We start from the raw sequence: 14867 nt of genomic DNA on the forward strand, positions 1-14867 counted from the left end.
ACGAGGGCTTGGAAGAGCTTGCAACCACACAGACCAACACGAATCGGACCGGGGAGTCTTTCACGGCTCACCACGACGCCCCGCGTATGAACAAGAGCGACTTCGCCGCCAGCATCGACCACACCGTCCTCGGGCCGGAGACGACCTTCGCCGACGTCACGGAGGTCCTCGACGAGGCCGACGAGTACGGGATGAACGCTTGCATCCCGCCGTGCTACGTCGCTGAAGCCGCGGAGTACGCCCCGGACGTCACACTCGCGACGGTCATCGGCTTCCCGCACGGGCAGAACACACCCGAGACGAAGCGCGAGGAGTCCGTCGACGCCTGGAACGAGGGGGCCGACGAACTCGACGTCGTCATCAACATCGGCCGACTGAAAGCCGGTGACGACGACGCCGTCGCCGCGGAACTGGCCGAAATCGTCGCGGCCGTCCCCGTCCCGGTGAAGGTCATCATCGAGACGGCCCTCTTGACCGACGACGAGAAGCACCGCGCCTGCGCCGCCGCCGAGGAAGCCGACGCCGCGATGGTCAAGACCTCGACGGGGTTCGCCGACGGCGGCGCGACGATCGAAGACGTCGAGCTGATGGCCGAGTATCTGCCCGTGAAGGCCAGCGGCGGCGTCGGCAGCTACGAGGAGGCGATGGCGATGTTCGACGTCGGCGCGGTCCGCATCGGCGCGTCGAGCGGCGTCGAGATCGTCGACGGGTTCCCCGAGGAGTAGTCAAGTCACTCGGTTCTCACTCGAAGCCGACGACGTAGTGGTCGTCCTGATTTTCGCTGACGCCCGCGACGAGGAGTCCGTCGCCCGCGGCGACGTGGCCGACGCCGCCATCGAACGGCTCGCCGAAGCGTCGCTCACCGACGCGGAGGAGGTCGACGCCGATTCCGCCGTCGACGGCGAAGCCGTAGAGTTTGTCGCCAGCGACGTAGACCGTGTCGCCGACGACGACGGGTGTCGCCGAGCCGTTCACGTCCGCTCGACTCCGCCAGAGCCGTCGGCCGCCCTCGGCGTCGACGGCGGTCAGGCCGATGCCGTCGGCCGCGAACACCCGGCCGTCGGCGACGGCGACACCACCGCGGGCGAAGCCGCCGACTGCCGTCGACCACGCGATTGTTCCGTCCGAATCGATGGCGTAGAGCTTTCCGTCGTCACAGCCGACGTAGGCGCGGCCGTCGACGACGGCGGGGGTCCCACTGGCGGTGTTCGGCAGGCCGGTCTGCCAGTACCCCCGACCACCGGTCCCGAACGTGTAGACGTCGCCCCCGCTCGTGACCGCGTAGATGAGCGGCGGGTCGGAGGCAAGCGTCGACTCGATACGGCCGAAGACCGACGTTTTCCACACTGCCTCTCCCGTCTCGGGGTCGAGCGTGTAGACCGTCCCGCCAGCGGTCCCGACGGTCAGGCCACGAATCGTCACCGTCGGGGTGCTGTAGATTCCCTCGAACGGCTCGCCGCCGAAGGTCCGCTGCCACAGCACCTCGCCCGTCTCGGCGTCGAAGGCGCGGAGCCGTTCGTCGCCGTCGCCGAGGTAGACCACGCCCTCGTGGACGGTCGGCGGTGCCCAGTAGATCGCGCCGCGGTTGTCGGGGTCCGCAGACCACTTCACGTCGCCCGACTCGGCGTCGATGGCCAGGACGTCCGCGCCGACCGGCGCGTAGACGGTGCCGTCGGCAAGGACCGGTTGGGCGGAGATTTGGAAGCTCTCGACGCGCCAGCGTTCCGTCGGCGACGCGGTCGGTGCCGACCCCTGCGGGTTGTAGTTCGTGTTCCGAGTGTCGTGGCCGAAGGTTGGCCAGTCGGTCGCGTCACCCGCGGCGTCGGCAGCATCGTCGGAGTCGGAGCCGAGACAGCCCGCGATGCCGCCGGTCCCGCCAGTGGCGAGACCGGCGAGAAACTGGCGTCTGGAGGGCATTTTACACCACTTTCGACGGCCGTGTAATCAGTCTTCAGGTCCGCGTCGGGCTACTCCAACACGCGGAGCCGACTCGGACTGCCCTGCCCACCGTCGTCGACGGCGAACAGCGCGTCGCCCGCGACGGTGACCCCGGCGGCGACGTGTCCCTCGAAGGGGTAGTGCCAGCGTTTCCCACCGAACCGAAGACTGTCGACGCCGACACCGCCGTCGAGGGCGTAGGCCGTGATTCCCGTGTCGCCACCGAGATAGAGCGTGTCGCTGGCGGCCGCGGGCGGGACGCCGTAGGTGCCATCGACGGACCACTCCGTCTCGCCGCTCCGTTCGTTCAGGACGTCGGCGGTCGAGAGGTCGGTGCCGACGACCCTGCCACCGGCGACGACGAACGCTCCGTGCGCGACGGGACCTCGCTCGGCGTGCCATCGCGTTCGGCCCGCGTGGGCGTTGTCGCGGAGACGGAACACGCCGCCACCGAACGTGCTGGCGACGACCTCGCCGGAGGTCCCGAGCGCGGCGAGCGCGGTAATCTTCCCGGGGAGCTTCCGTCGCCACCCCCCAACACCGTCGTAGAGCGAGTAGACCTCGCCGCCGTGGGTGCCGACGTAGACGACGCCGCCACGTGTCGCGACGCGCGACACCCGACCGTAGACCTCGAACGTCCAGCGTGGCTCGCGCTCGTCGAGGTCGAGGAGGTGAACCGTCCCGCGACCGTCGCTGACGACGAGCGACGACCAGCCGTCGTCGCTGACGTAGCCGGGAACCGGTGGGACGTCCATCCCGGCTCGCTCGCCCTCGAAACTGTACCGCCACCGTTCCTCGCCCGTCTCGGCGTCGAGCGCGAGCAGCCCGGCACTGCTGTCGACGCCGACGTAGACCGTGTCGCCGTCGACGGCCGGTGCGGTGTACTGCGGTCTGTCGTCGTCTCCGAGCGCGCCGACGCGCCACAGTTCGTCTCCGCTGTCGACGTCGAAGGCGGTGAGATGGCCCACGGAGGACGCGTAGACGGTCCCGTCGGCGACGACGGGCCTGCCACCGAGCCAGTTGACCTCGGCGTTCCACCGCTCTGTCGGCTGCCCCGTGGGACCGTCGGCGTGCCGATTGTAACTCTGTCCCATCTGATCGAAGTTCGCCATCGGCCAGTCGGTCGTGCCGTCGTCGTCGTCGGACTGCGCATCCGTCTCGTCGTCACCGAGACAGCCGGCGACGCTTCCGGCCGAGAGCGTGCCGACGGTCGCGAGGACCTGTCGTCTGGAGGGCATTTCCTCTCGCTACCGACGGCCCGAATAAATCTCTTGTCACCCGCTGGCGTGCGCGAACCACCCGCAGGAGACGACACAGACCGTCGTGCTTTTGGCCACGGGTCCGAAATTCAGGGTAACTGAATGGCCCGATACCACATCGAGACCTACGGCTGTACGTCGAACCGGGGTGAGAGCCGTCACATCGAGCAGGCCCTCCGCGACGGCGGTCACCATCCCGCCGACGGGCCGGAGGACGCCGACGTGGCCATCCTCAACACCTGCACGGTCGTCGAGAAGACCGAGCGGAACATGCTGACCCGCGCGAAGGAGTTGGAGGCGGAGACGGCGGACCTCATCATCACCGGCTGCATGGCACTGGCACAGGGCGACGAGTTCCGCGAGGCTGGCGTCGACGCCGACGTCCTCCACTGGGACGAAGTGCCCCAGGCGGCGATGAACGGCGAATGTCCGACGGTCACGCCCGACACCGACCCCGTGCTCGACGGCACTGTCGGCATCCTCCCCATCGCCCGCGGCTGTATGTCGAACTGCTCGTACTGCATCACCAAGTTCGCGACCGGCCGCATCGACTCGCCGCCCGTCGAGGACAACGTCCGGAAGGCCCGCGCGCTCGTCCACGCCGGCGCGAAGGAGATCCGGATCACGGGACAGGACACCGGTGTCTACGGCTGGGACACAGGTGATAGAAAACTGCCCGAGCTGCTGGACCGCATCTGCGACATCGAGGGCGACTTCCGTGTTCGCGTCGGCATGGCCAACCCCGGCGGCATCCACGGGATTCAGGAGGAACTGGTCGACGTCTTCGCCCGCAACGACAAGCTCTACAACTTCATCCATCTCCCAGTACAGTCCGGCAGCGACGACGTCCTCGAAGATATGCGTCGCCAACACCGCGTCGACAAGTTCGTCGACATCGTCGAGACCTTCGACGAGCGACTGGACTACTGGACCCTCTCGACGGACTTCATCGTCGGCTTCCCCACCGAGACGGACGAGGACCACGCCATGTCGATGGCACTCATGAAGGAGGTCCGCCCCGAGAAGATCAACGTCACGCGCTTCTCGAAGCGACCCGGCACCGACGCCGCCGACATGAAGGGGCTCGGTGGCACGCTCAAGAAAGAGCGCTCGAAGGAGATGAGTTCAGCCAAGATGGACATCGTCGCCGACGCCTACGAGCAGATGGTCGGCAGTGTCCAGGAGGTGCTCGTCGTCGAGGAGGGCACCGGCGACTCCGTGAAATGTCGCGACAGCGCGTACCGCCAGATCATCGTCCAGAACGCGAGCGAGCACGGTCTCGAACCCGGCGACTTCGCCGAGGTCGAGGTCACGAGCCACCAGACTGTCTACGCCTTCGCGACGCCGGTCTGAATCGAGGCGCGCGCCGGACGGTCGGGGCGGCTTCGCACCAGCGGACGACCGACAGGACAATCCTTATGTTCGTCACAATAGTCCGTTGCGTATGGACATTTTCGTCGGTCGTCTCATGTCGTCTCCCGTTCAGACCGTCTCCCGCGACACACCCATCCAAGCGGCTGCGGATCTGATGTTGCAACACGGTATCGGCTCCGTCGTCGTCGTCGACGAGGTCGGCCATCTCGAAGGGATTCTCACGGCGACGGACTTCGTCACCCTCGCCGCCGACGGCCAGCCGGCCGAAGACACCGAGGTCTACGAGTATATGACGACCGACGTGGTGACGACCACCGCCAACGACACCATCACCGACGTCGCCGACGTCATGCTCTCTCGCGGCTTCCACCACGTCCCGGTCGTCGACGAGACCGAGGGCGTCGTCGGCATCATCACGACGACCGACTTCACCGCCTACCTCTCGGAGTCGGCCGTCAGCGACGAGTAGCACCCACCGCGGCGGTTGCGGCGGCTGTGCCCCCGCGACCCCGGCCGACCTTCTCGGCAGATTCGACAGGACGAGCGGCGGCTGAGCGCGCGCCGCCCACAGCGGCGGACGTCGCTCACTCCTCGTCGGGGTCGGCCGCGCGCCACTTGCCGGCTGCCTCCTCCGCGAGCAGGCCGACCAGCCGGTCGGTCTCTTCGTCCTCCTTCCACTCGCCGAGTTCCTTCGGGTCGACGTGGACGAACACGTCGTCGACGGCGTCGAGTTCGGAGATAGACTGGACGATGTCGGACTCGATGCGGTGGGCCTCGAACAGGGTATGGTTGCCCTCGACCTCGATGTGGAGGCTGACGTCGATCTCGGGGCCGACGTAGTGGGCGATGACGTCGTGGGCTCCCTTGACGTCGGGATGGTCGAGCGCGCGCCGGAGAATCTCCGCGCGGAGTTCTTCGGGCGGGGCCGCGCCGACGAGATAGTTGACGTTGTCGCGGACGATCTCGACACCGGTGTAGAGGATGCCGAGGGAGACGACGCCCGCAGCCAGCGGGTCGAGGACGGGGAAGCCGAGTGCCGCGCCGACGACGCCGACGAGCGCGGCGGTCGCGGTCAGAATGTCGTTGCGGTTGTCGACGGCCGTCGCGACGAGCGCGGGCGAGTGTTGGTCCTCGCCGACGCTGAGGCAGTACCGGTACAGGAGATACTTCGACACCCCACCGAAGACGAGCACGCCGGCGGCGAGCGGGCTGCCACCACCGCCGTAGGAACCGGCGAGGACGGTCGTCGCCGACTGCCAGAGCACCGCGAAACCGGCCGCGAAGATACCGAGCGCGATGAAAAGCGAGACGAACGGCTCGATACGTTCGTGGCCGTGCGGATGTTCGAAGTCCGGCGGCTGGGTGGTGAGATACAGCCCGGCGACGATGACGAGGCTGTAGAGCGTGTCGGCGAGGCTGTTGACGGCCTCCGACTGGACGGCGAGGCTCCCCGTCGCGAGCCACGCGGCCGCCTTGATGCCGACGAGGAGAGCGTTGATCGCGAGGACGACGAGACCCACCCGCCGAACCGCCCGCTTTCGGTCCATTAGCGGCGGATTCGACACCCGGAGGGAAAGACGCTTCGGGCCGCCGCCGTCGCCGTCGCCGACCTGGTCGGTACGGCCGTCGTCGGCTCAGGCGTCGAGGTCGAGGACGACCGCGCCCGTCTCGTCGGAAACGGTCGCGCCCGCTTGCTCGGCGAACGCCTCGTGGAGCCGGTCGTAGGTGTCCTCCAGTGCCTCGACGATGACCTTCGTGTCCGAAATGACGGGCATGAAGTTGGTGTCGCCGTCCCACCGCGGGACGACGTGGGTGTGGAGATGGTCGCCGATGGAGCCGCCCGCGGCGTCGCCCCCGAGATTCTCGCCCGCGTTGCAGCCAGCGGGACCGAGCGCGGCGTCAAGCGCGTCGAGCGTCCGCCGCTTGAGCTTCGCGTGGTCGAGGAGTTCCGCATCCGAGAGGTCGCCGAAGTCGCCGGTGTGGCGGTTCGGGATGACCATCGCGTGGCCCGGATTGTACGGATAGTTGTTGAGCAGGACGAAGCTGTGTTCGCTGCGGGCGACGATGCGGGACTCCCGGTCGTCGTCGCGCTCGGGGAGGACGCAGAACGGACAGCCGTCGATGTCGCCCGCGTCGTCGCGCTCGATCCACTCGATTCGCCACGGGGCGAAAATCTGCTCCATACGGGGGTGAAATCCCTGTGAGTGGTTAGCTCTGTCCATCCCGAAGGTGCCGGAAAATATGTCTGGTATCACCTGCTTGAACAGTTTACAGCGGCCGATGAACGTTCTCGTCGCCTCTGTGGGCACGAAACCGGAAAACCCGACGCCGTCTTGCGATGAACGGACGAAAAACGGCCGGAACTGCGCTCGCCCTTTATTATCGAGCCGCGAGTGGCTCTCAATACTATGGCAACGCAACCATCCGACCTCGACGGAGTGACAGAACTGTGTGCGGACTGTGACAACGAGACGCTACACGAGGTAAGGGTGGAACTCCGGACGGAGAGTTCCAAAGAAGAGAACGCCGAGTTCTCGCGTGAGCCGTACCGCGTGACGACCTGTCAGGAGTGCGAACGCGAGGACATCCAGCGGATGAACAACGCCTGAAAACTGGTTCTCTGCTTCTCGCCCGACTACGAACCGCCGAGCGGCCGCGTCATCGACTGGAGCCGGCGAGCGGCCGCGTCATCGAATAACACCGTCAAGCGACCGCATCATCGACCGAAGCCGCAGAGCCGACCGGAACCGCCGAGCGACGGCACCGTGGGCCGTCTACTCGGTCGTGATCTCACAGCCGTCTTCGGTGACGATGACGGTGTGTTCGGCCTGGCTGATGAGCCGACCGTCTTCCTCTTTCAGGACCGGATAGCCGCGGATGACATCGGCCTGCTTCAGCCGCCGCAGTGCCATGTTGGCGCGCGGGGAGTCGACCCACCGGCCCGCGAAGGGGAGGTTGTCGAACTCGGAGGTGATCTGGTCGAGCACCTGCCGGGCCTGCCGGTTCCGGACCGACCGCTCGGCTTGCAGTTCGTAGATCTCCTCGTCGGCACCCTCTGTCACCTTGCCACGGCCGTCGGTCGCGAACGGTTCGATGGCGACGACGTCGCCGACTTGGAGTTCGACGCCGCGGTCGACGCCGCGGTTCGGGATGTTCGGTCCGGTGTGGGCGTCGTACCGCTGGACGCCGTGTCCCGAGAGGTTGAGGACGGGCGTGTAGCCGTAGCCGCGGATGACGTCCTCGATCTCCGCACCGACGACACCGGTATCGACGCCCGCTTCGACGACGTCTAGCGCGGCCTCCAGGGCCTGTTCGGACGCCTCGACGAGTTCGTCGTTGCCGGTGAAGTCGATGGTCGTCGCCGCGTCGGCGATGTAGCCGTCGACGTGGACGCCGAGGTCGAGACAGACCATGTCGTCTTCGGTGAACACCGTCTCGTCGTCGGCACTGGGCGTGGCGTGGGAGGCCTCCTCGTTGATGGAGATGTTGGCGGGGAAGGCACAGCCGTCGGCCAACTCCTCGATGCGGGACTCGGCGTACTCGGCCACTTCGAGGTGAGTGACGCCGGGTTCGACCATCTCGGCGGCCTCGTCCATCACGGTGCGGAGGACCTCGCCTGCCTCGCGGTGCTTGTCGACCGTCTCGTCGTCGAGTGGTCCGATGCTCATAGCCCCCTGTTCCGCCGAAGCGGCCAAAGAGGTTCCGGCATGGCGTCTCCTCGGTCGCCGGGTTTTCCCGACGTGACGGCTCGTGCAAGGCCGTCTCATAGTTCCCACTCGGCTGACTATATAGCACACATGAGTTAACTTAGCAACTGTTTATCGGCTTGAGACACGTCCTAGAGACAGAACAGCCGCATGACCCGGACACCCCGATTCAGTGAGTCTATCGAGGCACAGCACCAGCGCGTGGACGCGGACGACTGGGACGACATCTACGTCGTCGGCGACGTCCACGGCTGCCTGTCGGAGCTGGAGACGCTGCTCGACCAGCTCGACCCCAGCGACGACGACCTCGTCGTCTTCGTCGGCGACCTCGTCCGGAAGGGTCCGGACAACCACGGCGTCGTCGACCTCGTGCGCTCGTCACCGAACATGCTCTCGGTCCGCGGCAACAACGAAGAGAAGATCCTCCGCGGGGAGAAGGACCCCGACGACCTGACCGACGAGGACGTCGAGTGGATCCGCGACCTGCCGGTCGTCATCTCGTGGGAGGGTGCGACGGTCGTCCACGGCGGCATCGACCCCCGGATGTCCCGCGAGGAACACACCGTCGACGACCTCCAGAACACCCGCTCGCTCGTCCCCGGCGGCAGCTACGACCCGCCGTTCTGGTGGGAGGAGTTCGAGGGTCCCGAGACGGTCTTCTTCGGTCACACCGTCCTCGAAGCACCCGCCCTCGCCGACTACGCCGTCGGGCTCGACACCGGCTGCGTCTACGGCGGTGAACTGACCGCGTACGACTGGCACGCGAAGGAACTCGTCACGCTCGACGTGGGACGCACCGTCGAAGAGCGGAAGGACTCGAAGTTCATCGACCCTCGGTCCCCGGTGTTGGCGAAATAGTAAGGACGACGAGACACCACATGAGCCACGAGGAGACGATGGGCGAGCCGGAGCCGGAGCAGCCGACCGACGAAACGAACCAAGGCGACGCTGTCGCCGACGAGCAGCGGCCAACGGCCGACGAGGCCACGAGCGACGAAAACGTCGCCAGCGTCGACCTCGACGACCCCGCACTCTATCTCAACCGCGAACTGAGCGAGTTGGCCTTCCAGCGGCGCGTCCTCCACGAGGCGGTCGACGACCGCAACCCCCTCTTGGAGCGCGTGAAGTTCCTCGCCATCTTCACGCAGAACATGGACGAGTTCTTCATGAAGCGGGTCGGTGGGCTGAAACAGCAGATGGACGCCGGGGTGACCGAACTCACGCCCGACGGCCGGACGCCCGAAGAGCAGTGGCGCGAGATCCTCGACACCGCCCACGAACTGTTCGAATCGCAGAACGAGTGTTACCACGAGGACATCAAGCCCGCCCTCGACGAGGCGGGCATCCACGTCCGCGACCACGCCGACCTCACGAGTGACGCGCAGTCCGAACTCCGCGACTACTTCGAGAGCTCCGTGTTACCGACGCTGACGCCGCTGACGTTCGACCCGGCGCACCCCTTCCCCTTCATCTCGAATCTCAGTCTCTCGCTCGCGGTCGTCACCCGCGACGACGAGGACGCCGACCTGAAGTTCTCGCGGGTGAAGATTCCGCGCAACCGACCCCGGTTCGTCCGCGTCGACGGCGACGGGGCGGCGACCGACGGCGAGGTCGTCTACGTGCCGCTCGAACAGGTCGTCGAGGCCAACCTCGACCTGCTGTTTCCGAACGTCGAAGTGGTCGACACCTCGTTGTTCCGCGTCACCCGCAACGCCGAGGTGCGGCGGAACGAGGAGGTCGCCGAGGGGCTCATCGAGGTCATCGAGGACGTCCTCCGGCAGCGACGGTTCGCGACGGTCGTCCGTCTGGAAGTCGCCTCGGATATGCCGCCGGAGGCCCGCGAACTGCTCGTCGAACAGCTCGACGTCGACGAGCGCGAGGTGTTCGAACTCGACGGCCATCTCGACTACCGGGACTTCTTCGACCTGATGTCGCTGGAGCGGCCGGAGCTGAAACTCGACCCGTGGACGCCGCAGGTCCATCCGCGCTTCGCCGACATCGACCCCGAGGACTCCGCGGACCTCTTCTCGGAGATCCGCCGCGACGACGTGCTCGTCCACCACCCCTACCACTCCTTCGACGACACGGTTCACCGCTTCCTCGACGCTGCTGCCAACGACCCCGACGTGCTGGCCATCAAGGCCGCCATCTACCGGACGGCGTCGGACTCGCAGGTCATCGAGAGCCTCATCGACGCCGCGAAGAACGGCAAGCAGGTCGCGGTGATGGTCGAGTTGAAGGCCCGCTTCGACGAGGAGAACAACCTCCGGTGGGTCAAACGACTGGAGGAGGAGGGCATCCACGTCGCCTACGGCACTATCGGACTGAAGACCCACTCGAAGACGGCACTCGTCGTCCGCGAGGAGGACGACGGCGTCCAGCTCTACTCACACATCGCGACGGGCAACTACCACTCGGAGACAGCGAAGACCTACGCCGACCTCGGGCTGCTCACGACCGACCGCGACATCGGCCAGGACCTCGTGAAGCTGTTCAACTTCTTCACAGGCCACTCGCTGCACGAACAGTACCGAAAGCTGCTCGTCGCCCCCGAGAACATGCGCGAAGAGTTCGTGCGGCTCATCCGCCGGGAGGCCGAGCACGCCCGCGACGGCAAGGACGCCCGTATCGTCGCCAAGATGAACTCCTTGGAGGACCCCGACATGGTCCGAGAACTCTACGAGGCGTCGATGGCCGGTGTCGACATCGACCTCGTCGTCCGCGGCATCTGTCGGCTCCGCCCCGGTCTGGAGGGCGTGAGCGAGAACGTCGACGTCTACAGCGTCGTCGGCCGCTTCCTCGAACATTCGCGTATCTTCCGCTTCCACAACGCGGGCGACCCGGACTACTACATCGGCTCGGCCGACTGGATGACCCGGAACCTCGACCGCCGGGTCGAGGCCGTCGCGCCCGTCGAGGACCCCGACATCCGCTCGGAACTCGATACCGTCCTCGACATCATGCTCACGGACAACCGCAAACGGTGGGAGATGGACGCCGAAGGCGACTACGAACAGCTCCGGCCCGCCGACGGCGAGGCGGTCCGAAACACCCACCAGCGGCTGATGCACCGCGCCAAGGAGTCGGTCCCCGAAGAGGAGACGAAGCCGCTGCCGGGCGAACGACAGCGGGAATCGGGCGTCGACCTCCGCGACACGTTCACCGACGGCCAGCCCTAACCATCAATTTACAAACTGAATATTTTTGATTGTTTCTTTGGTTCACCAAAGACATTTTGTTACGGAGACAAACGGGCGGCTATGAAGGGATTCGGTGATGAAGGGCTGGTAACGTTTCTGAAAGATAGTGCGGGCGAGCAGCTCCGGTGTGTCGCTCGGTACGACGACGATACCTACGAGATGCTCTACGCTCGTGACGACGTCTCGAGTGGGTACGCCGTCGATGAGTTCGCCGAAGTCGTCGACGATCTCCGCGACGTGGAGAACATGGAAGAGGAGCACACTTCGCGGCTCAAAGCCGGAAACCACCACGTCACGCTGCGGCTGTACGACCGGGCGGCCATCCTCCACTTCGGGCAGGGCGAAACCTTCGGGACGGTCGTCAGTCTCGATTCGGACGCCGCCGAGGACTTCGCCAGCTTCGTTGGTGCCTGTCTCAAGCATCTGTATCAGGACTCGCCGCAGAGCATCGAAAACGCGCCGAGCTGGGTATAAAACGGCCGTCCGACGGCTATACTGTACTTGTCGTCGGTTCACACGACACGCGGACTTTTGTGTCGTGCGCGCAGAGGAACAGTGATGAGTTTGTTGCAAGACGAAAATCTAGTCGAATTTCTGAAACAGGAGGCGAGCGAGCATCTCCGAAGTGTGATTCGGTACGACGACGACGAGTACGACTTCCTCTACATCCGTGAAGACATCACCAGTGGATACGAGTTCGACGAGTTTGCGCGAGTCGTCGACGACCTGCGAACCGTCGAACAGTTCGAGGTCGACCATACCTCACGGCTCAAGGCTGGCAACCACCACGTCACGATGCGGCTGTACGACCGGGCGGCCATCCTCCACTTCGGGCAGGGCGAAACCTTCGGAACGGTCGTCAGTCTGGACTCCGACGCGGCCGAGAACTTCGCTGGCTTCGTCGGCGCCTGTCTCAAACATCTCTACCGCGACTCGCCGCAGAGCATCGAAAACGCGCCGAGATGGGTGTGACCGCCCCGGCTACCGTCGCGCGACGCTCGTCTGCATCCCGTCGCTGTTGAACGCGCTCCCTGCTTCTCCGTCGGAATCGAGGAGGATAACGCCCGCCGAAGAGCCGGTCAGCTCGCCGAACTCGGCGATGGCCGTCTCGGCCGCCTGCTGGGCACTCAAGCCGTCTTCGAGATGTCGGACCGCCCGCCGCGAGAGTGTCACCTTCGCGATATCCTCGCCCGCGCCCGTCGCCGACGCGGCCCCGGCGGGGGCAGCGTAGAAGCCCGAACCGAGTTGGGGGACGTCGCCGACACGGCCAGCCAGCGCGAACCACCGGCCACCCGTGGAGGTCGCAGTGGCGAAGGACTCGCCGTCGAACGCGACCGCTCCGACGGTGTCGTGGTCGCTGAAATCCCCACGCTCGGTTACCGTCCCCTCCTTCTCGTCACTGTCCGCCGTCGGGTCGCTCGTCGACCCGCCGAACCGTGAGTCGAGCCACGCCAGATGCTCCTTCGGCGACCCCTGCGGCGGGTCGGCGTCGGCCCAGCGGGCTCGCGTCTCGTCGGTGAAGAGGTCGACGTCGGTGGCGACGCCGAAGTCGTCGGCGAGGTCGACGGCGTGGTCGCCAGCGACGAAGACGTGGGGTGTCTCCTCGGCGACGACGCGGGCGACCGAGACCGCGTGTTCGACGCCGGCCATCCCGGCGGCCGCACCGGCTTCACGGTCGGAGGTCATGACCCCCGCGTCGGTGCGGACGACGCCGTCGGACTGGACCGCGCCGCCGACGCCGGCGTTGAACCGGACGTCCGATTCGAGGACTCGAACCGCGGCGTCGACCGCGTCGAGCGGGGTCGCTTCGGCCGTGCCTGCGGCGGCCGCCTCGTCGAGGACCGCCTGTCGGGGCTGGGGGTCGTCGGGGACGCCGCCCGCGCCGCCGTGAACGATGACGTGCATGGTTCCGGAGTCGCCCGTCTCCGCCATGGACGTGTCGGTTTGGGAGCCGTGCCAACACGGCCGGAACGCGTCAATTGTTGCCTGTCGCGCGGCAGAACGGCAGGCCTTTTACACCGCGCCGAAAACCCCCGATTGTTCATGAGCCACGAGTACGACAAGGTCGAGGTCCCCGAAGAGGGCCAGCAGATCACGGTCGACGACAACGACGAACTCGACGTCCCCGAGAATCCGATTATCCCGATCATTCACGGTGACGGGATCGGAACCGACGTCGGTCCGGCCGCACAGAAGGTCCTCGAAGCCGCCGCCGAGGCCACCGGTCGCTCCATCTCCTGGATGCGCATCTACGCCGGGCAGTCCGCCCGCGACAAGTACGACGAGAACCTCCCGGACGACACCGTCGAGGCCATCAAGGAGTTCAACGTCGCCATCAAGGGTCCGCTCACGACGCCCGTCGGTGCCGGGTTCCGCTCGCTCAACGTCGCGCTTCGCCAGAAGCTCGACATGTACGCGAACGTCCGCCCGACCTACCACATCGACGGCGTCCCGTCGCCCGTCAAGAACCCCGAGAAGATGGACATGATCACCTTCCGTGAGAACACGGAAGACGTCTACGCCGGCATCGAGTGGGAAGCCGGTACCGACGAAGTCCAGCAGGTCAAGGAGTTCGTCGAAGACGAGATGGGGCAGGACGACGTCATGCACGACGGTCCCATCGGCATCGGCATCAAGCCGATTACGGAGTTCGGCACGAAGCGGCTCGTCCGCGAGGCCATCGACTACGCCATCGAGAACGACCGCCCGTCGGTCACCCTCGTCCACAAGGGCAACATCATGAAGTTCACCGAGGGTGCCTTCCGTGACTGGGGCTACGAGGTCGCAGAGGACGAGTACGACGAGACCATCACCGAGGACGAACTCTGGGAGGAGTACGACGGTGAGGTGCCGGAAGACAAGATCGTCGTCAAGGACCGCATCGCCGACAACATGCTCCAGCAGCTCCTGACGCGGACCGACGAGTACGACGTCATCGCGACGATGAACCTCAACGGCGACTACATGTCCGACGCCGCCGGTGCGCAGATCGGTGGGCTCGGCATCGCCCCCGGTGCCAACTTCGGGACCGCCCGCTGTCTCGCAGAGCCGGTCCACGGCTCGGCTCCGAAGTACGCCGGTCAGGACAAGGTCAACCCGACCGCGATGATCCTCTCGGGCCGCATCATGCTCGAATACATGGGCTGGAAGGACGCCGGCGAACTCGTCCGCGACGCCGTCGAGGAGACCATCTCCTCCGGAAACGTCACCTACGACCTCGAACGCCAGATCGAGGGCGGCACGAAGCTCGCGACGAGCGAGTTCGCCGACAAGGTCGTCGAGAATATCGAAAAGCTGTCGTAGACAGCTTTTCGAACCTTCACGGCAGAGCCGCGAAGGCCTCTCAAAATCCTCTCCCTGTCTTTCTCTCTCTTCACCTCGCCGAGTCA

At 66.1% G+C, this 14867-nt stretch carries 15 protein-coding genes; 9 read left to right on the forward strand and 6 right to left on the reverse strand.

Going from position 1 to position 14867, the window contains the following annotated elements; genetic code table 11:
• The first annotated feature begins 86 nt into the window (after positions 1-86).
• Positions 87-725, forward strand: coding sequence for a deoxyribose-phosphate aldolase (gene deoC / locus BLR57_RS10295; protein WP_089697428.1), 639 nt, complete (start codon positions 87-89; stop codon positions 723-725).
• A gap of 16 nt (positions 726-741) precedes the next feature.
• On the opposite strand, the gene BLR57_RS10300 is transcribed toward deoC, so the two are convergent.
• Positions 742-1917: an outer membrane protein assembly factor BamB family protein gene (locus BLR57_RS10300; RefSeq protein WP_089697429.1), complete on the reverse strand. Its 1176-nt coding sequence runs from the start codon at positions 1915-1917 to the stop codon at positions 742-744.
• Between the two features lie 50 nt (positions 1918-1967).
• Positions 1968-3176: an outer membrane protein assembly factor BamB family protein gene (locus BLR57_RS10305; protein ID WP_089697430.1), complete on the reverse strand. Its 1209-nt coding sequence runs from the start codon at positions 3174-3176 to the stop codon at positions 1968-1970.
• A 123-nt stretch (positions 3177-3299) separates the two neighbouring features.
• Here BLR57_RS10305 and BLR57_RS10310 point away from each other — a divergent pair, with 123 nt between their 5' ends.
• A complete protein-coding gene (locus BLR57_RS10310; RefSeq protein ID WP_089697431.1) occupies positions 3300-4550 on the forward strand; it encodes a tRNA (N(6)-L-threonylcarbamoyladenosine(37)-C(2))-methylthiotransferase in 1251 nt (416 codons plus the stop codon).
• 91 nt (positions 4551-4641) lie between these two features.
• Entirely contained in the window at positions 4642-5040 is a 399-nt protein-coding gene (locus tag BLR57_RS10315; RefSeq protein ID WP_089697432.1) for a CBS domain-containing protein, read from the forward strand.
• Between the two features lie 115 nt (positions 5041-5155).
• On the opposite strand, the gene BLR57_RS10320 is transcribed toward BLR57_RS10315, so the two are convergent.
• Together BLR57_RS10320 and BLR57_RS10325 are read right to left on the reverse strand one after the other, a co-directional pair.
• Positions 5156-6118 carry a cation diffusion facilitator family transporter gene (locus tag BLR57_RS10320; protein WP_089697433.1) on the reverse strand — a complete coding sequence of 321 codons (963 nt, stop codon included), beginning with the start codon at positions 6116-6118 and terminating at the stop codon, positions 5156-5158.
• A gap of 87 nt (positions 6119-6205) precedes the next feature.
• Positions 6206-6754 carry an HIT family protein gene (locus tag BLR57_RS10325; RefSeq protein ID WP_089697434.1) on the reverse strand — a complete coding sequence of 183 codons (549 nt, stop codon included), beginning with the start codon at positions 6752-6754 and terminating at the stop codon, positions 6206-6208.
• A gap of 225 nt (positions 6755-6979) precedes the next feature.
• Here BLR57_RS10325 and BLR57_RS10330 point away from each other — a divergent pair, with 225 nt between their 5' ends.
• The gene (locus BLR57_RS10330) at positions 6980-7180 is read left to right on the forward strand and encodes a DUF7835 family putative zinc beta-ribbon protein (RefSeq protein WP_089697435.1); all 201 of its coding nucleotides are present in this window, start codon (positions 6980-6982) and stop codon (positions 7178-7180) included.
• 165 nt (positions 7181-7345) lie between these two features.
• On the opposite strand, the gene map is transcribed toward BLR57_RS10330, so the two are convergent.
• Complete coding sequence (map, locus tag BLR57_RS10335; protein WP_089697436.1) at positions 7346-8239, reverse strand: type II methionyl aminopeptidase; 894 nt, start codon at positions 8237-8239, stop codon at positions 7346-7348.
• Positions 8240-8428: 189 nt separating this feature from the next.
• On the opposite strand from map, the gene BLR57_RS10340 reads away from it, so the two are divergent.
• The 4 genes from BLR57_RS10340 (at position 8429) to BLR57_RS10355 (ending at position 12450) form a co-directional block, all read left to right on the forward strand.
• The gene (locus BLR57_RS10340) at positions 8429-9136 is read left to right on the forward strand and encodes a metallophosphoesterase family protein (RefSeq protein WP_089697437.1); all 708 of its coding nucleotides are present in this window, start codon (positions 8429-8431) and stop codon (positions 9134-9136) included.
• Between the two features lie 20 nt (positions 9137-9156).
• On the forward strand, positions 9157-11457 hold the full coding sequence (gene ppk1, locus BLR57_RS10345) for a polyphosphate kinase 1 (RefSeq protein WP_244509978.1): 2301 nt from the start codon (positions 9157-9159) through the stop codon (positions 11455-11457).
• A gap of 81 nt (positions 11458-11538) precedes the next feature.
• On the forward strand, positions 11539-11952 hold the full coding sequence (locus tag BLR57_RS10350) for a DUF7522 family protein (RefSeq protein ID WP_089697438.1): 414 nt from the start codon (positions 11539-11541) through the stop codon (positions 11950-11952).
• Between the two features lie 84 nt (positions 11953-12036).
• Entirely contained in the window at positions 12037-12450 is a 414-nt protein-coding gene (locus tag BLR57_RS10355) for a DUF7522 family protein (protein ID WP_089697439.1), read from the forward strand.
• A gap of 9 nt (positions 12451-12459) precedes the next feature.
• On the opposite strand, the gene BLR57_RS10360 is transcribed toward BLR57_RS10355, so the two are convergent.
• A complete protein-coding gene (locus tag BLR57_RS10360) occupies positions 12460-13383 on the reverse strand; it encodes an isoaspartyl peptidase/L-asparaginase (RefSeq protein WP_089697659.1) in 924 nt (307 codons plus the stop codon).
• Positions 13384-13521: 138 nt separating this feature from the next.
• Between BLR57_RS10360 and icd the strand changes: the two genes are divergently transcribed.
• Positions 13522-14781, forward strand: a complete 1260-nt coding sequence (icd, locus tag BLR57_RS10365) for an isocitrate dehydrogenase (NADP(+)) (protein WP_089697440.1) — start codon at positions 13522-13524, stop codon at positions 14779-14781.
• Positions 14782-14867 lie beyond the last annotated feature (86 nt).

The organism is Halogranum gelatinilyticum (genome assembly GCF_900103715.1).
Classification (GTDB): Archaea; Halobacteriota; Halobacteria; order Halobacteriales; family Haloferacaceae; genus Halogranum; species Halogranum gelatinilyticum.